Source organism: Zoogloea sp., from assembly GCF_041914405.1.
Classification (GTDB): Bacteria; Pseudomonadota; Gammaproteobacteria; order Burkholderiales; family Rhodocyclaceae; genus Zoogloea.
Genome location: NZ_JAYSDK010000057.1, coordinates 1 through 17,398, shown reverse-complemented (window position 1 = coordinate 17,398; position 17,398 = coordinate 1). Strand labels below are relative to the sequence as shown.

The following is a 17,398-nucleotide window of genomic DNA, read 5'->3' as shown; positions in this document are numbered from 1 at the left end:
CCAGCCCATCCCGCCCAAGGGACTGAACCTCAACTTCCCGCTCTCCGACGCCATGATCAAGCTCTACAAGGCCCCCAACGACAAGCCCTTCGACTGAGGGCACGACGGGCGGACTGACCGTAGGGGCGAATTCATTCGCCCGCGGACATCCATACAAGCGACAGAGGGCGAATGAATTCGCCCCTACGGCTGGAGAGCAGGGAGGGAGTACCAGCGCCTGGCCAGCAACGTGTCTCGAAAGGAAATCCGATGGGCTACCAATGGAACTGGAGCATCTTCGGCAGTACCGTCCCGACCGGTGAAACCACCTATCTGGCCTGGCTCCTGTCGGGCCTGCAGGTGACGGTGGAACTGTCCCTGTCGGCCTGGCTGTTGGCCCTCGCGCTGGGCAGTCTGATCGGCGTGCTGCGCACCGTGCCGAACAGGGCCCTGTCCGGCCTGGCTGCCGCCTACGTGGAGATCTTCCGCAATACCCCGCTGCTGGTGCAGCTGTTCAGCTGGTACTTCGTGCTGCCGGAGATCCTGCCCTTCGGCCTTGGCGACGCCTTCAAGCAGCAGCTCGCGCCGCTGACCCAGCAGTTCCTGGCCGCCATGCTGTGTCTGGCCTTCTTCACCAGTGCCCGTGTCGCCGAGCAGGTCCGTGCCGGCATCGGTGCCCTGCCCCGTGGCCAGAAGGCCGCCGGCCTGGCCCTCGGCTTCACGCTGCCACAGACGTACCGCCACGTGCTGCTGCCGATGGCTTTCCGCCTGATCGTGCCGCCGCTCACCTCGGAGTTCCTAAACATCTTCAAGAACTCGGCGGTGTGCTCGACCATCGGCCTGCTCGAACTGGCCGCCCAGGGCCGCCAGCTGGTGGACTACACCGCCCAGCCCTACGAGTCCTTCATCGCCGTAACCCTGTTCTACCTCCTCATCAACGTCATCGTGATGGGGCTGATGCGCATCGTCGAGGCACGTACGCGGGTACCGGGCTACCTGGGAGGCAAGTGACATGTACGAATTCGACTGGTCCTCGATTCCCGGCGCCCTGCCCTTCCTGTGGGAAGGCATGAAGGTCTCCCTCGAGATTACCGCCTGCGCAGTGCTGTTCGGCATCGCCTGGGGCACCCTGCTGGCGATGGCGCGCCTGTCCTCCATCAAGCCGCTGGCCTGGCTGGCCGCCGGCTACGTCAACCTGTTCCGCGCGATCCCGCTGGTGATGGTGCTGCTGTGGTTCTTCCTGATCGTGCCACAGGTGCTGCGTGGCGTATTCAAGCTGGACGCCGGCACCGACGTGCGCCTTGCCTCGGCGCTGGTCGGCTTCGCGCTGTTCGAGGCGGCCTACTACTCGGAGATCATCCGCGCCGGCATCCAGTCGGTTCCCAAGGGGCAGATCTCCGCCGCCTCGGCGCTGGGCATGAGCTACGCGCAGGCAATGCGCCTGGTCGTGCTGCCCCAGGCCTTCCGCAACATGGTGCCGCTGCTGCTGACCCAAGCCATCGTGCTGTTCCAGGATACGTCCCTGGTCTATGTGTCGGCCCTGGCCGACTTCTTCGGCGCCGCCTACAAGGTCGGCGACCGGGACGGACGGCTGGTCGAACTGCTGCTGTTTGCCGGCGCCGTCTATTTCCTGATCTGCTTCGCGGCCTCCCAGGCGGTCCGCCGTTACCAGAAAAAGCTCAACGCCCACGTGGCGCACTGATTCCCGGAGCCCGAGATGATTTCCATCCAGAACGTTTCCAAGCATTACGGGGCCTTCCAGGTCCTCACCGACTGCTCCACCGAGGTCAAGAAAGGCGAGGTGATCGTCGTCTGCGGGCCGTCCGGCTCTGGCAAGTCCACGCTGATCAAGTGCGTCAATGGCCTGGAGCCCTTCCAGAGCGGCAGCATCACCGTGGACGGCATCTCCGTCGGCGACCCGAAGACCAACCTACCCAAGCTGCGCAGCCGCGTCGGCATGGTCTTCCAGCATTTCGAGCTGTTCCCGCATATGAGCATTACCGACAACCTGACGATCGCCCAGATCAAGGTGCTCGGGCGTGGCAGGGACGAGGCCACCGACAAGGGCCTCAAGCTCCTCGACCGGGTCGGCCTCAAGGCCCACGCGGGCAAGTTTCCCGGCCAGCTCTCCGGCGGCCAGCAGCAACGCGTCGCCATCGCCCGCGCGCTGGCGATGGACCCGATCTGCATGCTCTTCGACGAACCCACGTCGGCCCTCGACCCGGAGATGATCAACGAGGTCCTCGACGTGATGGTCGAGCTCGCCCAGGAGGGCATGACGATGATGTGCGTGACCCACGAGATGGGTTTCGCCAAGAAGGTCGCCAACCGCATCCTCTTCATGGACAAGGGCCAGATCGTCGAGGACGACGACAAGGATAGCTTCTTCGGCAACCCGCGCTCCGAGCGCGCGCGCCAGTTCCTCGCCAAGATCCTGACCCACTGAGCGCCACCGCCATGACACGCCCGCGCATTCACCTGCTGGCCACCGGCGGCACCATCGCCGGCGAAGCCGACCCCACCTCCGACGGCGCCCGTTACCGGGCCGGCGTACGGCCGGTGGAACAACTGCTGGCGGCCGTCCCCGGCCTCGACGCCACCGCCGAACTGAGCGCCGAGCAGATCCTGTCCCTCGACAGCAAGGACATGGCGCCGGCCGACTGGCTGGTGATCCTGGCTGCCGCGCGGCGTGCGCTGGCCGACCCGGCAATCAATGGCATCGTGATCCTGCACGGCACCGACACGCTGGAGGAGACCGCCTATTTCCTGCACCTCACGCTGCCCGGCGACAAGCCTGTGGTGCTGACAGGCGCGATGCGCCCGGCCGACCACCCGCAGGCCGACGGCCCTGCCAATCTGCGCGCCGCCGTGTGCCTGGCCGCCAGCCCGAGCGCCCAGGGCAAGGGCGTACTGGCGGTAATGAACCGCACAGCCTACCCGGCACGCTGGCTCACCAAGGCACGCACGACCGGGCTGGACGCCTTCGAATCAGCCCGGCCGTGGACCGAAGGCCGCCCTGATGGACGCTGTGCCGGGCTAACGCCGGCCGGGCTGCCGCGAGTGGATGTGCTGATGGGCTACGCCGGAGCACCACCAGAGCTGGTGGATGCCTGCGTCGCCGCCGGCGCCCGCGGCCTGGTGCTGGCCCTGACCGGCCACGGCAGCGTACCCGCGGCCTGGCAGCCGGCTCTCGCCCGGGCCCGCGAACACGGCGTGGCGATCCTGCGCGCCAGCCGCTGCGCCGGCCCGGTAGTCCACAACGGCAACGCCGACGACGACCGGGAAGGCTGGCTCACCGCCGACGACCTGCCCCCCGCCAAAGCTCGCATCGCGCTGATGCTGGCCCTCGCTGCCGGCAGCGAGACCCGGACCTTCCTTCGTGGAGACCGTGGAGAGGCAGTAGACGGCTGAACTGGCGGTGGGCGAATTCATTCGCCCATCCCCCTCACGATGCCGCGCCACGCCCCTTGCGGGTGAACGCCACGCGGGCCTCCTCCAGCACCTGGGCCAGTTCCTCCCGGGCCTCGAGAGAGGACTGGATCAGCTTGTGCTCGTCGTGGCCGATGGCCTGCTGGCGGGCCAGCACCTCGGCATCGTGGCGGGCGAAGCGGTTCACCATCTGCTCGGCCAGCGCCGGCGGCTCGTTGAGCAGCTCCAGCGTCCATTTGGCCATTTCCAGGCTGGACGGCAGGGCCTCGCGGATCTGCCTCTCGATGCCCAAGTCCATCAGCCGGCTGGCGTGGAAGCGGTTGCGCGCGCGGGCAACGATCTGCACATGCGGGAAATGCTTGCGCACCAGCTCAGCGGTACGCAGGGAGGCCTCCACATCGTCGATGGCCAGCACGAAGACCTTGGCCTGACCGATCTGCGCCGCATGTAGCAGATCCAAGTGGGCCGCATCGCCGTAGAAGACCTTGAGGCCGAAGCGGCGCACCGTATCCACCTGGCCGGCATCCGAATCCAGCGCGGTGAAGCTGATGCCCCGCGCCAGCAGCAGGCGGCCGACGATCTGCCCGACCCGTCCGAAGCCGGCGATCACCACTTCGCTGCCATCCTCCGGCATCTCGTCGAAAGCCCGCGGCGGTTCATTCTTCTTGGCGGACCTGGCCAGCCAATCTCCGAACATCAAGAGCAGCGGCGACACCGCCATCGACATGGCCACCACCAGGGTCAGCTTGTCAGCCTGCACCTCACCGAGGACACGGAAGGACTGGGCCGCGTCGAACAGCACGAAGGCGAACTCACCGCCCTGGGCCAGAGCCAGGGCCAGCAGGCGCGCATCCCCGGTAGCCCCGCCGAGCAGACGGCGCAGCACGAACAGCACGACGCCCTTGACGACGATCAGCCCCGCCGTGAGCTGGGCGATCTGGCCCGGAAACTTGACCAGCAGATCCAGGTTGGTGGACATCCCGACGGCCATGAAGAACAGACCAAGCAGCAAGCCCTGGAAAGGCGCGATGGCAGCCTCCAGCTCATGACGGAACTCGGAGTCGGCCAGCAGCACACCGGCCACGAAGGCACCCAGGGACATGGACAGCCCCCCCGCCTGCATCAGCAGGGCGAGCCCCAATACTGTTGCCAGCGCCGCCGCGGTAAACATCTCGCGGCTATTCACCCGCGCGACGTGCCGGAACAGCATGTCCAGTGTCGGCCGGCCGATCACTGCCACCACCGCCAGCAGGCCGAGACCCACCGCCGGATGAGTCAGTGCCGTTGGCCGCCCGGTGCCGAACAGCGGAATCAGGGCCAGCAGCGGAATGACAGATAGATCCTGAAACAGCAAAATCGCGAAAGCCTCGCGACCATGACGGGTAGACAATTCGCGCCGCTCAGCCAGCGTAGGCAGCACGAAAGCCGTCGATGAAAGGGCCAGGATGATCCCCACCACCGTTGCCGCCGGCCACGACAAGCCCAGATAGCGGCCCGCGCCGGCCAGCGCCGCGGCCACCCCGAACAGTTGCAGCGCGCCAAGCCCGAACACCGAGCGCCGCAACGCCCATAGCCGCGACGGCTTGAGTTCCAGCCCGATGACGAAAAGCAGCAGCACGACGCCCAGCTCAGCGGTATGGAGCAGGTTGTCCGGGTCGCGCACGAGCTTCGCGCCAAAAGGGCCGATGATCACCCCCACCGCCAGATAGCCCAGCACCGTGCCCAGCCCCGCCCGCTTGAAGAGGGGCACCAAAAGCACGGAGGCGAGCAGCAGCGCAGCAAGGGTGGTAAGCGATTGCATGAGAGACGGGACACGACGACGGAATCTCAAGTCTCTCACAAAGACGGGGCCGGAATGCCAGTGGAAGGAAATGGAAACACACAAGGCCACTGCGGCCACGCCAGAGAAGCGCCAAAACTCTCAAAGCTTTCAGAAAACTGTCGGAATTCTTTACAGCCATTAAAAACGCCCCACCCTGCGTCCCCCCCCTCTCCCTTGGAAAACCGCATGAACTGGGGCTTTTCGATAAATACGTCACAGCTGGCACAACCTATGCAAGGGAATGGCTGTATCCAGCAAATATTAGAAATCCACTACTTGTCTTGCCTGCGAGGAGACGGAAATGAAATACATCAAGCCAAAACTGCAGCTCGCCGCCGTGCTGGCCGCCATGAGCTTGTCGGGCGCCGCCCTGGCAGCCACGGTGGATCTCACCACGTCCGGCTGGGTAACGTACGGGGATGCCAATTCTTACGCCCTGAACACGAACAACATTACCGTCATGTCGGGCCCCGGCCAGATCGACCTCTTTGTCAAACTTGGCCTCAACCCGCCCGGCCAGCTGAACAACGCCCCACCCACGATGGACGACGCCTTCCAGACGCCAACGGCCAATCCAGTAGACGGTTTCCGGATGAACAGCGCCAACGAACCCGGTGGCAGCACGAGTGAAGGCGCTTGGGATCGTGTCGGTTGGTGGGACGCAACTCTTTCCTCGCTCAATTCCCAGCTGAATTTCACGAAAAACTCGATGGTATTTTTCTTCGCCAACAACGAGACGGGTAACACACCCGACCTCGCCGGCTGGGCACGGGTCGAACTGACAAAAATAACCGGCAACGTACTGATCGGACGCTGGGACCTGACCAACGACCCAACCCATCAGGGTAACGTCGGCTATGGCCCACCGCCCGTCGGAGGGGGCGTGGTGTTGGGGGACCCAACGGCCTATACATCCAACGGTGCAGCCCCCTTCGTTTCAGATTTTATCGATTCCGGTAACGATGTTTGTTTAAACGCGTTGAATCAGTTGGTTGCATGCAAGATTCCCGATCCAAACAACGTCAATCAGTTCATCCCAAACCCAGCTGTGGTTAAGACCTATTCCGAGAACCTCGGCGGCGACCGTGCAGCCTACGCAATTGTGTTCCCCGAATTGGACGCCGCAATCAAGAGCCTCGTCGCCGGTGGTGAAAACCTCGCCGACTACGCCCTTCACGTGGACTACCGTCTGGGTTGCGGTCCGGAACAGACCCAGGCCGGTGGCGGCTTCCCACAAATCCCGGCGGGCGGTCACAAAACGGTCTGTGCCGAAAATTATGCGTTGAACGGAGGCGACGAGAAGGTCTTCATCGGAACCCAGCTCGCATCCACCGATATCCCGGAACCGTCCTCTGTTGTCTTGACGGGGCTTGGCCTCCTGGGGCTAGGTATCCGGCGCTTCCGCGCACTGGCATAAAACAGCTGAACGCTGCTGAAAAGCCGGGGGCAACCCGGCTTTTCTCGTTCACAGCCCCGGATCCTGGCCCCCGCCCGCCAGGGCCGCATCCACCACCCGCCGGCTCAGGTGCGGCGCAAAACACTCGATGAAGGCGTAGATGTAGCCGCGCAGCCAGGCGTTCTTGCGCAGGCCGATGCGCGTCGTGCTCGACGCAAACAAGTGGGCGGCATCCAGCATGCCGAGATCCTTGTCCACCACCGGGTCGTAAGCCATCTTGGCGATGATGCCGACACCGAGGCCCATCGCCACGTAGGTCTTGATCACGTCCGAGTCGATGGCGGTGAGTACCACGTTGGGTTTCAGGCCCCGTCCGGTGAAGGCCTCGTTGATGCGGTTGCGGCCGGTGAAGGCGAAGTCGTAGGTCACCAGCGGATAGCGGGCGATCTCCTCCAGCGTGAGCGGCTGCGCCGCCAGGATCGGATGGCGCAGCGGCGCGACGACACAGCGATTCCACTGGTAGCAGGGCAACATCACGATGTCCTCGTGCTCGGCGATCGCCTCGGTGGCGATGGCGATGTCGGCCACGCCGGACAGCACGTAGTCGCACACCTGCCGCGGATTGCCCTGGTGGAAGGACAGGCGCACGTTGGGATAAAGCGCCATGAAGGCCTGCACAACCCTGGGCAGCGCATAGCGGGCCTGGGTATGTGTAAAGGCAATCGACAGGCTGCCGGTGGCCTCATTGCTGAACTCGGCCCCCACCTCGCGCAGGTTGTCCACCTCCTGCAGGATCCGGCCGACGATGGTCAGCACCTGCTTGCCGGGCTCGGAAACTTCCACCAGCCGCTTGCCGTGGCGGACGAAGATCTCGATGCCCAACTCTTCCTCGAGCACGCGGATCTGCTTCGATACGCCGGGCTGGGATGTAAACAAGGCCTCGGCAGCTTCCGACACGTTGAGGCCGTGGCGGGCCACTTCGAATACATAGCGCAACTGCTGGATGTTCATCGACGCGAACCCCGGGGAAGAACCGCGAAATGGAAGGATAGAACTATAAGTTCTAAAGGTTTAACCTAAAATACCTTCTTTGCTCTAAAAACACGTTCTACGATGCGCCGCACACGGAATTTGGGCTTATCATGAGTATTGCTTACACGATTGCCGGCTTTGCCGTAGGCGCCATCGTCGGCCTGACCGGCGTAGGTGGTGGGTCCCTGATGACCCCGCTACTGGTCCTGCTGTTCGGCATCAACCCATCGGTGGCCGTCGGCACCGACCTGCTCTACGCGGCCATCACCAAGGCCGGCGGAACCGTCGCCCACGGCATGAAGGGCACGGTGGACTGGACGATCACCAAGCGCCTGGCCACCGGCAGCATCCCGGCCGCGGCAATCACGCTGGTGCTGGTCGGCTACTTCGCGCCCGGCGGCATCGGCGGCGCGGCCAGCCTGATCAAGGTTTCGCTGGGCGTGGCCCTGCTCCTCACGGCGGTGGCGATCGTGTTTCGCAAGCAGATCCAGGCCTACGCCCTGAAGCGCTCCGGCGGCCAGGAAAATCCGCAGCGCACCAAGCTGCTGACCATCCTGACCGGCGCCGTGCTGGGCATTCTGGTGTCGATCTCGTCGGTGGGTGCCGGCGCCCTGGGCGTCAGCGCCCTGTTCTTTTTGTACCCGCGGCTGGCGACCTTGCGTATCGTCGGCAGCGACATCGCCCACGCGGTGCCCCTGACCCTGGTGGCCGGCATCGGCCACTGGTTCCTCGGCAGCGTCGACTGGGCCTTGCTGGGCAGCCTGTTGATCGGTTCCCTGCCGGGCATCTGGCTGGGCAGCCACATTTCCACCCGCGTCCCCGACCGGGTGCTGCGTCCGATTCTGGCAACCATGCTGGTCTTGGTGGGCAGCAAGTTGATTGCGGCCTGACCGGGCTTACAAATAAACCAGGAAAACGAAATGTACCGTTACGACCCCTACGACCAGAAGATCGTCGACGAGCGCGTCGCCCAGTTCCGCGACCAGACCCGGCGTTACCTGGCCGGCGAGCTGACCGACGACGAGTTCCGCCCGCTGCGCCTGCAGAACGGCCTGTACATCCAGCGCCACGCACCAATGCTGCGGGTTGCCGTGCCCTATGGGCTGCTGTCGTCCACCCAGGTTCGCAAGCTCGCCCATATCGCCCGGACCTACGACAAGGGCTACGCCCACATCACCACCCGCCAGAACGTGCAATTCAACTGGCCCGAGCTGAAGATCGTGCCGGAAATCCTGGCCGAGTTGGCCCAGGTCCAGATGCATGCCATCCAGACCTCCGGCGCGTGCATCCGTAACATTACCTCCGACCCCTTCGCCGGCGTGGCCGGTGACGAGTACATCGACCCGCGCCCGTGGTGCGAGGTGCTGCGCCAGTGGAGCACCTTCCACCCGGAATTCGCCTTCCTGCCGCGCAAGTTCAAGATCGCGGTGAACGGTGCCCATCAAGACCGCGCGGTGATCCAGTGCCACGACATCGGCCTTGAGCTGAAGCGCAATGCGGCCGGCGAGATCGGCTTCCGCGTGCTGGTCGGCGGCGGCATGGGCCGTACCCCGATCATCGGCGAAGAGATCAACGACTTCGTACCCTGGCAGCACATCATCACCTACAACGAGGCGATCCTGCGGGTGTACAACCGCTACGGCCGCCGCGACAACCTCTACAAGGCGCGCATCAAGATCCTCGTCAAGGCCCTCGGCGTCGCCGAGTTCAAGCGCCAGGTCGAGGAGGAATGGGCCTTCGGCAAGGATGGCGCCAACACTCTGACCGAAGCCGAAGTGGCCCGCGTCGCCGCCCACTTCACGACGCCCGCCTACGAAACCCTGCCGGGCGAGGACGCCGGCTACGCCAGCCAGCGCGCCACCAACACCGCCTTCGCCGCATGGACCCGCCGCAATGTGCTGGCCCACAAGGTGCCCGGCTACGCAATCGTCGTGCTGTCCCTGAAGAACCCGGCCACCGCCCCCGGCGACATCACCGCCGAGCAGCTCGACTTGGTCGCCGAATGGGCCGACGCCTACAGCTTCGGCGAAGTGCGCGCCACCCACGAGCAGAACCTGGTGCTGGCCGACGTCAAGCAGGCCGACCTCTTCGCGCTGTGGGAGAAGGCCCGCGCCGCTGGCCTGGCGACGCCGACCTTCGGCCTGCTGACCGACATCATCTGCTGCCCGGGCGGCGATTTCTGCGCGCTCGCCAATGCCAAGTCGATTCCCATCGCCAACGCGATCCAAACCCGCTTCGACGATCTGGACTACCTCTACGACATCGGTGACATCGAGCTCAACATCTCGGGCTGCATGAACTCCTGCGGCCACCACCACGTCGGCCACATCGGCATCCTCGGCGTCGACAAGAACGGTGAGGAGTGGTACCAGGTCAGCCTCGGCGGCAGTCAGGGCAACGACACCAGCATCGGCAAGGTGATCGGCCGCTCGTTTGCCGCCGCCGAAATGCCCGATGTGATCAGCAAGATCATCGACGTCTACCGGGCCCAGCGCCAGGACGGCGAGCGCTTCATCGACACCGTCCGCCGCACCGGTCTCGACCCCTTCAAGCTCGGCGTGTATGGCGAAGCCGCGATCATCGAAAGGAAGCAACATGCCTAAGCTCATCAAGAACGGCCGCGTGATCGACGACGCCGCAGAAATCCTCGTCCTCGACGAAGTCCAGGGCCCCGAGGCGCTGAACCTCCCCGACGGCCCGGTGTTCGTGCCCCTCGCCGTGTGGCAGGCCCACAAGGGCGCCCTCTCCGGCCGTGCCGGCCTCGGCGTGTGGCTGGACAGCAGCGAGAACGTGGACGAGCTCGAAGGCGATTTGGACAGCATCGGTGCCATCGCGCTGAACTTCCCCAAGTTCACCGACGGCCGCGCCTACTCCAGCGCCGCGCTGCTGCGCAGCCGCTACGCCTACAAGGGCGAGATCCGCGCCATCGGCGACGTGCTGCGCGACCAGTTCTTCTTCATGCAGCGCTGCGGCTTCGACGCCATCCAGCCGAAGGCCGGCAAGTACAGCGACGCCCAGCTGGAAGAAGCGCTGGCCAGCCTGAAGGACTTCTCGACGCCCTACCAGGCCGCCATCGACCAGCCCGAACCCCTGTTCCGCCGCACCCAGCGCGCCGCCTGAGCGAGGAGAGATCTCGATGCATCCGAACCAGAACCCCAGGCTCGACGATCCGGTGCTGCTCGCCAGCCTGGAAGCCAAGGTCGCCCAGCTCAAGGCCGACCTGGCCGCCTGGGCCGCCGAACTGCCGGCCATCACCATGGCCAACAGCCTCGGCGCCGAGGACATGGTGCTCACCGACGTGATCGCCACCAATCAGCTGCCCATCGAGATCTTCTCGCTGGACACCGGCCGCCTGCCGCTGGAAACCTACGACCTGATGGCCGAGGTACAGAAGCGCTACGGCCTCAAGCTGAAGTTCTTCTACCCGAACCACGAGGCCATCGAGACCTTCACGCGGGAAAACGGCATCAACGCCTTCTACGACAGCGTCGAGCTGCGCAAGGCCTGTTGCCACGCCCGCAAGGTCGAGCCGCTGGGCCGTGCGCTGGCCGGCAAGCAGGCCTGGATCACCGGCCTGCGTGCCCAGCAGTCCACCACCCGCACCGACCTGCCCAAGCGCCAGTTCGATGAGGGCAACGGCCTAGTCAAGTTCAACCCGCTCTCCGACTGGACCGAGAAGGAAGTGTGGGCCTACATCCGCCTCAACAAGGTTCCGTACAACGCGCTGCATGACAAGTTCTACCCGAGCATCGGCTGCGCCCCGTGCACCCGCCCGGTGTCGATCGGCGAGGACGTCCGCGCCGGCCGCTGGTGGTGGGAAAATCCGGAAACCAAGGAATGCGGCCTGCACGTCAAGAAGTGACGGGCACCCAGGAACCATAAAACGAGTAAAGCAATGTCGACGCTCACCAAACAGACCCTGAGCCACCTGGATTGGCTCGAATCCGAAGCCATTCACATCATGCGTGAAGTGGCCGGCCAATGCAGCAACCCCGTGCTGCTGTTCTCCGGCGGCAAGGACTCCATCTGCATGCTGCGGATCGCCGAGAAGGCCTTCCGCCCCGGCAAGTTCCCCTTCCCGCTGATGCATATCGACACCGGCCACAACTACAAGGAAGTGGTCGAATTCCGCGACAAGCGCGCCGCCGAGCTGGGCGAGCGCCTGATCGTGCGCTCCGTCGAAGACTCCATGAAGCGCGGCACCGTCGTGCTGAAGAACGAGAACGAGTCGCGCAACAAACATCAGTCCGTGACGCTGCTGGAAGCCATCGAGGAGTTCGGCTTCGACGCCTGTATCGGCGGCGCCCGCCGTGACGAGGAAAAGGCCCGCGCCAAGGAACGCATCATGAGCTTCCGCGACGAGTTCGGCCAATGGGACCCGAAGAACCAGCGTCCCGAACTGTGGAACCTCTACAACGCCCGCAGCCACAAGGGTGAGAACATCCGCGCCTTCCCGATCTCCAACTGGACCGAGATGGACGTGTGGCAGTACATCGAGCGCGAGAAGCTTGAACTGCCCAGCATCTACTTCGCCCACACCCGTCCGGTAGTGATGCGTTCCGGTGCCATCGTGCCGGTCAACGTGCCGCTGATGAACGGCGAGCTGACCAACCTGCCCAAGCCCGGCGAAGAGATCATCGACCTGCAGGTGCGCTTCCGCACCGTCGGCGACATCTCGTGTACCGCCCCGGTGGAGTCCGACGCCGACAACGTCGAGAAGATCGTGCTCGAAACCGCCACCACCACGATCACCGAGCGCGGCGCGACCCGTCTGGACGACCAGACCAGCGAAGCCTCCATGGAACAACGCAAGAAAGAGGGTTACTTCTAAATGAGCGCCCAACACGTTGAAGACCGCGGCCTGCTGCGCTTCCTGACCTGTGGTTCGGTCGATGACGGCAAGAGCACCCTGATCGGCCGCCTGCTGTTCGACACCAAGGCTATCCTGGCCGACACCCTCACCGCCATCGAACGCACCTCCAGCAAGCGCGGCATGACCGCCGTCGACCTGTCCCTGCTCACCGATGGCCTGCAGGCCGAGCGCGAACAGGGCATCACCATCGACGTGGCCTACCGCTACTTCTCGACCGGCACCCGCAAGTACATCATCGCCGACGCGCCGGGCCACGAGCAGTACACCCGCAACATGGTGACCGCCGCCTCCACCGCGAACCTGGCGATCATACTGATCGACGCGCGCAAGGGCGTGCTGACCCAGACCCGCCGCCACAGCTACCTGACCAAGCTGGTGGGCATCCCCCACGTGGTGGTGGCCGTCAACAAGATGGACCTCGTCGATTACGACCAGGCCACCTACGACCGGATCGTTGCCGAGTACAAGGCCTTCGCCGACCAGATCGGCCTGACCGACGTGCGCTTCATCCCGCTGTCGGCTCTCAACGGCGACATGATCGTGGACCGCGGCGAGCGCCTGGACTGGTACGACGGCCCGACGATGATCGACATCCTCGAAAACGCCCCGGCCGCCCACACCGAGCAGGCCGAGAGCTTCCGCTTCCCGGTCCAGTATGTGTGCCGCCCGCAGGCCTCCGACAACCCCGAACTGCACGACTACCGCGGCTTCATGGGCCGCGTCGAGTCCGGCGAGATCAAGGTCGGCGACAGCGTCACCGTGCTGCCCAACGGCCTGACCACCAAGGTCAAGGACATCCAGCTGTACGGCGAGTCCCTGCCCAAGGCGATCCACGAGCAGTCCGTGACCCTGCTGCTGGAAGATGAGATCGACATCTCCCGCGGCGACATGATCGTCAGCAGCGAGGAAGTGCCGGCGCAGACCAAGCAGGTCGAAGCCATCGTCTGCTGGCTGTCGGAAACCCCGCTGTCGCCGGCGCGCACCTACTGGCTGCGCCACACCACCCGCGAAGTGAAGGCCAAGGTGGCGAGCATCACCCACCGCCTGGACATCAACACGCTGGAGAAGGAAGCGACGACCACGCTGGCCATGAACGACATCGCCCGCCTGACCCTCAAGCTGGCCCAGCCGGTTTTCGCCGACAACTACACCGACTCGCGCGCCACCGGCGCCTTCATCCTGATCGACGAATCCACCAACAACACGGTGGGTGCCGGCATGATCACGGGCCTGAACGCCTGAGCCGCCACGTAAGTTGCATCCCCGGCTGCGGCCGGGAGCCGCAAAGCAAAACCCCCGGACTTGCCGGGGGTTTTGCTTTTGGGGGACTGCCGACGGGACGCCCGGGGGCGCCCCGCACAACATCGCCGCTCAGGTCGCGAAGACGTGCTTCACGCGCAGGGTTTCACCCCGCTCGACGAGACCGATCAGACGATCGATGTTGGGATGCTTGCCCGGGTTCAGGCGCGCATCCTCACTGTGCTCCTCGTAGATCGCGATACCCTGGGTCGCCGCCTCGGGGGTGATCGCGCCGTGGATCTGCGCCAGGTGGTTGTACACCGCCAGCGAGCCGGCCTGGCCGGGCTTGTTCTCGATGGTGGCGACCACCGCGTCGGCGGCGTCGATCAACTGGATCGCGGCGAGGTGAGACACGCCCGGCAGGGTCTTGAGCTTGTCGGCAAAAGCCATTCAATTCTCCGTAGGGGCGAATTCATTCGCCCACGAACTTGATTCAATCGGCGGAGGGCGAATGAATTCGCCCCCACAGGGCTCAGATGCGCTTGGCCAGTTCGGCGGCCTTGCCGATGTAGCTGGCGGGGGTCATCTCCAGCAGGCGGGCCTTTTCGGCTTCGGGGATGGCCAGCGTGCCGATGAAGGCCTGCAGCGCCTCCTTGGTGATGCCCTTGCCGCGGGTCAGCTCCTTGAGCTGCTCATAGGGGTTGGGCACGGCGTAGCGACGCATCACGGTCTGAATCGGCTCGGCCAGCACTTCCCAGCAAGCGTCCAGATCGGCCGCCAGACGGGCCGGCTCGGCTTCCAGCTTGCCGAGGCCGCGCAGGCAGGAATCGTAGGCCAGCACGGCGTAGCCGAAGGCCACGCCCATGTTGCGCAGCACGGTGGAGTCGGTCAGGTCGCGCTGCATGCGGGACACCGGCAGCTTGTCGGCCAGGTGGCGCAACACGCTGTTGGCGAGGCCCAGGTTGCCTTCGGCGTTCTCGAAGTCGATCGGGTTGACCTTGTGCGGCATGGTGGACGAGCCGATCTCGCCGGCCTTCAGCTTTTGCTTGAAGTAGCCGAGGGAGATGTACATCCAGATGTCACGGCAGATATCCAGCACGATGGTGTTGGCACGGGCGGTGGCGTCGTACAGCTCGGCCATCGCGTCGTGGGGCTCGATCTGGATGGTGTAGGGGTTGAAGGTGAGACCCAGGGATTCGATGAAGCGGCCGTTGAAGGCTTCCCAGTCGAACTCGGGGTAGGCGGACAGGTGGGCGTTGTAGTTACCGACGGCACCGTTGAACTTGGCGGTCAGCTCGACGCCGGCGATGGCCTTGCGCACGCGGCGCAGGCGGTACACCACGTTGGCCATTTCCTTGCCGAGGGTGGTCGGGCTGGCGGGCTGGCCGTGAGTGCGCGACAGCATCGGCAGTTCGGCGTGCTGGTGGGCCAGTTCAACCAGGCGGGCGATGATCTTGTCGAGGGACGGCAGCAGCACACCGTCGCGGCCGTCGCGCAGCATCAGCGCGTGGGACACGTTGTTGATGTCTTCCGAGGTACAGCCGAAGTGGATGAACTCGGTGACGCGGGTGACTTCGGGGTTGTGGCCGAGGCGCTGCTTCAGCCAGTACTCCATGGCCTTCACGTCATGATTGGTGGTCGCCTCGATGGCCTTCACGGCCTCACCGTCGGCCACCGAGAACTCGGCGATCACGGCATCCAGCTCGGCGATCGTGGCGGCGGAGAACGGCGCGATCTCGGCCAGCTCGGGCGCGGCGGCGAGCGCCTTCAGCCACTCGATCTCGACCTTCACGCGGTTGCGGATCAGGCCGAACTCGGAAAAGTGCTCGCGCAGCGCGGAGACCTTGGATTCGTAGCGCCCGTCGAGGGGCGACAGCGCGGTGATGGGTTGCAGGTTCATGCGTAAAGCCCTTGAGGCGGAAAAGCAAAGTTCTCTATTTTAGCGTCTTGGAGAGCCGTTCGCCGATGATAAAATCCGGGGCTCCCAAACTGCAGCCCATCATCATGAGCAACGGTCCGCAAAAAATGGAACGCTTCATCTTCTGGAGCCGCTGGCTCCAGGCCCCGCTCTACCTCGGCCTGGTCGTCGCCCAGGGTATCTACGTTTACCTGTTCATGGCCGAGCTGTTCCACCTGGTGAGTTCGGTCGTCGAATCCGGCGGCCACATCAGCGAAACGGAAACCATGCTGGTGGTGCTCGGCCTGATCGACGTGGTGATGATCGCCAACCTGCTGATCATGGTCATCATCGGCGGCTACGAGACCTTCGTGTCGCGCCTCGACCTGGAGAACCACCCGGACCAGCCGGAGTGGCTGTCCCATGTGAACGCCGGCGTGCTCAAGATCAAGCTGTCCACCGCCATCATCGGCATCTCGTCGATCCACCTGCTGAAGACCTTCATCAATGCCGGCAACCTGCCCGAGCACACGATCCAGTGGCAGGTGATCATCCACGTCGTATTCCTCTTCTCGGCCCTCGCGATGGCGATGGTCGACAAGATCATGAACCAGACCGTCCTGCTGTCCAAACACTAAAGACATCACGTAGAGGGAGCCTCACCCATGACCGCCATCAAACAGGAAGACCTGATCCAGTCCGTCGCGGACGCCTTCCAGTACATCAGCTACTACCACCCGCTGGACTACATCAAGGCCCTGGGTGAAGCCTACGAGCGCGAGGAATCCCCCGCCGCCAAGGACGCCATCGCCCAGATCCTGACCAACTCCCGCATGGCCGCCGAAGGCCACCGCCCGATCTGTCAGGACACCGGCATCGGCATGGTGTTCATCAAGGTCGGCATGCAGGTCAGCTGGCCGGATGCCACGATGAGCATCCAGGAGATGATCAACGAGGGCGTGCGCCGCGCCTACAGCAACCCCGAGAACCCCCTGCGCGCCTCCGTGCTGGCCGACCCGGCCGGTGCCCGCAAGAACACCAAGGACAACACCCCGGCCGTGGTGCACTTCGAGATCGTCGAAGGCCATCACGTTGAAGTGATCTGCGCCGCCAAGGGCGGTGGCTCGGAAGCCAAGTCCAAGTTCGCCATGCTCAACCCGTCCGACGATCTGGTCGATTGGGTCCTCAAGAAGATTCCGGAAATGGGTGCCGGCTGGTGTCCGCCGGGCATCATCGGCATCGGCATCGGCGGCACGCCCGAGAAGGCCATGCTGCTCGCCAAGGAATCCATCATGGCGCCGGTGAACATTCATGAGCTGAAGGAAAAGGCCGCCTCCGGCGCCGCCCTCACCCGCGCCGAAGAGCTGCGCCTTGAGCTGTACGAGAAGGTCAATGCGCTGGGCGTCGGCGCCCAGGGCCTCGGCGGCCTCACCACTGTGCTCGACGTGAAGGTGCTGGACTACCCCTGCCACGCCGCCAACCTGCCGGTCGCGCTGGTGCCCAACTGCGCCGCCACCCGCCACTGCCACTTCCACCTGGATGGCTCCGGCCCGGCCAAGATCGAACCGCCGAAGCTGGAAGACTGGCCCGCCGTCACCTGGACGCCGGACCTCAAATCGGCCACCCGCGTCAATCTGGACACCCTGACCAAGGAAGAAGTCGCGTCCTGGAAGCCGGGCCAGAAGCTGCTGCTCAACGGCAAGATGCTGACCGGCCGCGACGCCGCCCACA

The 17,398-nt window shown here is 64.7% G+C and carries 17 protein-coding genes; 13 read left to right on the top strand and 4 right to left on the bottom strand.

Annotated features, from left to right (window positions below; translation table 11 throughout):
* Positions 1–249: 249 nt before the first annotated feature.
* From ACE3RX_RS22230 to ACE3RX_RS22215, 4 genes are read left to right on the top strand one after another with little or no spacing between them, the layout of a single operon-like run.
* On the top strand, positions 250–990 hold the full coding sequence (locus ACE3RX_RS22230; RefSeq protein ID WP_374487155.1) for an amino acid ABC transporter permease: 741 nt from the start codon (positions 250–252) through the stop codon (positions 988–990).
* Position 991: 1 nt separating this feature from the next.
* Positions 992–1,681: a glutamate/aspartate ABC transporter permease GltK gene (gltK, locus tag ACE3RX_RS22225; protein ID WP_374487154.1), complete on the top strand. Its 690-nt coding sequence runs from the start codon at positions 992–994 to the stop codon at positions 1,679–1,681.
* A 15-nt stretch (positions 1,682–1,696) separates the two neighbouring features.
* The gene (locus tag ACE3RX_RS22220) at positions 1,697–2,425 is read left to right on the top strand and encodes an amino acid ABC transporter ATP-binding protein (protein WP_374487153.1); all 729 of its coding nucleotides are present in this window, start codon (positions 1,697–1,699) and stop codon (positions 2,423–2,425) included.
* An 11-nt stretch (positions 2,426–2,436) separates the two neighbouring features.
* Positions 2,437–3,390 (top strand): asparaginase, encoded by a 954-nt coding sequence (locus tag ACE3RX_RS22215; protein ID WP_374487152.1) that lies wholly within the window; start codon positions 2,437–2,439, stop codon positions 3,388–3,390.
* Between the two features lie 34 nt (positions 3,391–3,424).
* On the opposite strand, the gene ACE3RX_RS22210 is transcribed toward ACE3RX_RS22215, so the two are convergent.
* On the bottom strand, positions 3,425–5,209 hold the full coding sequence (locus ACE3RX_RS22210) for a monovalent cation:proton antiporter-2 (CPA2) family protein (protein ID WP_374487151.1): 1,785 nt from the start codon (positions 5,207–5,209) through the stop codon (positions 3,425–3,427).
* A gap of 322 nt (positions 5,210–5,531) precedes the next feature.
* Here ACE3RX_RS22210 and ACE3RX_RS22205 point away from each other — a divergent pair, with 322 nt between their 5' ends.
* Positions 5,532–6,647, top strand: coding sequence for a PEP-CTERM sorting domain-containing protein (locus ACE3RX_RS22205; RefSeq protein WP_374487150.1), 1,116 nt, complete (start codon positions 5,532–5,534; stop codon positions 6,645–6,647).
* 48 nt (positions 6,648–6,695) lie between these two features.
* Here the strand turns inward: ACE3RX_RS22205 and cysB are convergent, their stop codons facing one another.
* On the bottom strand, positions 6,696–7,637 hold the full coding sequence (gene cysB / locus ACE3RX_RS22200) for an HTH-type transcriptional regulator CysB (protein ID WP_374487149.1): 942 nt from the start codon (positions 7,635–7,637) through the stop codon (positions 6,696–6,698).
* 131 nt (positions 7,638–7,768) lie between these two features.
* Here cysB and ACE3RX_RS22195 point away from each other — a divergent pair, with 131 nt between their 5' ends.
* Genes ACE3RX_RS22195 through cysN form a run of 6 tightly spaced genes read left to right on the top strand, consistent with a single transcriptional unit; the run spans position 7,769 to position 13,773 of the window.
* Positions 7,769–8,548: a sulfite exporter TauE/SafE family protein gene (locus ACE3RX_RS22195; RefSeq protein ID WP_374487148.1), complete on the top strand. Its 780-nt coding sequence runs from the start codon at positions 7,769–7,771 to the stop codon at positions 8,546–8,548.
* A gap of 30 nt (positions 8,549–8,578) precedes the next feature.
* Entirely contained in the window at positions 8,579–10,261 is a 1,683-nt protein-coding gene (locus ACE3RX_RS22190; protein ID WP_374487147.1) for a nitrite/sulfite reductase, read from the top strand.
* Positions 10,254–10,778: a DUF934 domain-containing protein gene (locus tag ACE3RX_RS22185; RefSeq protein ID WP_374487146.1), complete on the top strand. Its 525-nt coding sequence runs from the start codon at positions 10,254–10,256 to the stop codon at positions 10,776–10,778. Before ACE3RX_RS22190 ends, ACE3RX_RS22185 begins: the two co-directional genes overlap by 8 nt.
* Positions 10,779–10,794: 16 nt before the next feature.
* Complete coding sequence (locus ACE3RX_RS22180) at positions 10,795–11,520, top strand: phosphoadenylyl-sulfate reductase (protein WP_374487145.1); 726 nt, start codon at positions 10,795–10,797, stop codon at positions 11,518–11,520.
* 33 nt (positions 11,521–11,553) lie between these two features.
* A complete protein-coding gene (gene cysD / locus ACE3RX_RS22175; protein WP_374487144.1) occupies positions 11,554–12,489 on the top strand; it encodes a sulfate adenylyltransferase subunit CysD in 936 nt (311 codons plus the stop codon).
* The gene (gene cysN, locus ACE3RX_RS22170; RefSeq protein ID WP_374487143.1) at positions 12,490–13,773 is read left to right on the top strand and encodes a sulfate adenylyltransferase subunit CysN; all 1,284 of its coding nucleotides are present in this window, start codon (positions 12,490–12,492) and stop codon (positions 13,771–13,773) included.
* A gap of 129 nt (positions 13,774–13,902) precedes the next feature.
* Here cysN and ACE3RX_RS22165 read toward each other — a convergent pair whose 3' ends face one another.
* Entirely contained in the window at positions 13,903–14,220 is a 318-nt protein-coding gene (locus ACE3RX_RS22165; RefSeq protein WP_374487142.1) for a DUF2322 family protein, read from the bottom strand.
* Between the two features lie 82 nt (positions 14,221–14,302).
* Entirely contained in the window at positions 14,303–15,670 is a 1,368-nt protein-coding gene (gene purB, locus ACE3RX_RS22160; RefSeq protein WP_374487141.1) for an adenylosuccinate lyase, read from the bottom strand.
* Positions 15,671–15,774: 104 nt separating this feature from the next.
* Here purB and ACE3RX_RS22155 point away from each other — a divergent pair, with 104 nt between their 5' ends.
* Positions 15,775–16,305: a TIGR00645 family protein gene (locus tag ACE3RX_RS22155; RefSeq protein WP_374487140.1), complete on the top strand. Its 531-nt coding sequence runs from the start codon at positions 15,775–15,777 to the stop codon at positions 16,303–16,305.
* 27 nt (positions 16,306–16,332) lie between these two features.
* Positions 16,333–17,398 (top strand): fumarate hydratase (locus ACE3RX_RS22150; RefSeq protein WP_374487139.1); only part of this gene is annotated, 1,066 nt, incomplete at its 3' end.

Excerpts from the sequence above, each read along its gene's own strand:
- ACE3RX_RS22230 (WP_374487155.1), top strand. The coding sequence starts at position 250 with ATGGGCTACCAATGGAACTGGAGCATCTTCGGCAGTACCGTCCCGACC.
- gltK (WP_374487154.1), top strand. The coding sequence starts at position 992 with ATGTACGAATTCGACTGGTCCTCGATTCCCGGCGCCCTGCCCTTCCTG.
- ACE3RX_RS22220 (WP_374487153.1), top strand. The coding sequence starts at position 1,697 with ATGATTTCCATCCAGAACGTTTCCAAGCATTACGGGGCCTTCCAGGTC.
- ACE3RX_RS22215 (WP_374487152.1), top strand. The coding sequence starts at position 2,437 with ATGACACGCCCGCGCATTCACCTGCTGGCCACCGGCGGCACCATCGCC.
- ACE3RX_RS22210 (WP_374487151.1), bottom strand. The coding sequence starts at position 5,209 with ATGCAATCGCTTACCACCCTTGCTGCGCTGCTGCTCGCCTCCGTGCTT.
- ACE3RX_RS22205 (WP_374487150.1), top strand. The coding sequence starts at position 5,532 with ATGAAATACATCAAGCCAAAACTGCAGCTCGCCGCCGTGCTGGCCGCC.
- cysB (WP_374487149.1), bottom strand. The coding sequence starts at position 7,637 with ATGAACATCCAGCAGTTGCGCTATGTATTCGAAGTGGCCCGCCACGGC.
- ACE3RX_RS22195 (WP_374487148.1), top strand. The coding sequence starts at position 7,769 with ATGAGTATTGCTTACACGATTGCCGGCTTTGCCGTAGGCGCCATCGTC.
- ACE3RX_RS22190 (WP_374487147.1), top strand. The coding sequence starts at position 8,579 with ATGTACCGTTACGACCCCTACGACCAGAAGATCGTCGACGAGCGCGTC.
- ACE3RX_RS22185 (WP_374487146.1), top strand. The coding sequence starts at position 10,254 with ATGCCTAAGCTCATCAAGAACGGCCGCGTGATCGACGACGCCGCAGAA.
- ACE3RX_RS22180 (WP_374487145.1), top strand. The coding sequence starts at position 10,795 with ATGCATCCGAACCAGAACCCCAGGCTCGACGATCCGGTGCTGCTCGCC.
- cysD (WP_374487144.1), top strand. The coding sequence starts at position 11,554 with ATGTCGACGCTCACCAAACAGACCCTGAGCCACCTGGATTGGCTCGAA.
- cysN (WP_374487143.1), top strand. The coding sequence starts at position 12,490 with ATGAGCGCCCAACACGTTGAAGACCGCGGCCTGCTGCGCTTCCTGACC.
- ACE3RX_RS22165 (WP_374487142.1), bottom strand. The coding sequence starts at position 14,220 with ATGGCTTTTGCCGACAAGCTCAAGACCCTGCCGGGCGTGTCTCACCTC.
- purB (WP_374487141.1), bottom strand. The coding sequence starts at position 15,670 with ATGAACCTGCAACCCATCACCGCGCTGTCGCCCCTCGACGGGCGCTAC.
- ACE3RX_RS22155 (WP_374487140.1), top strand. The coding sequence starts at position 15,775 with ATGAGCAACGGTCCGCAAAAAATGGAACGCTTCATCTTCTGGAGCCGC.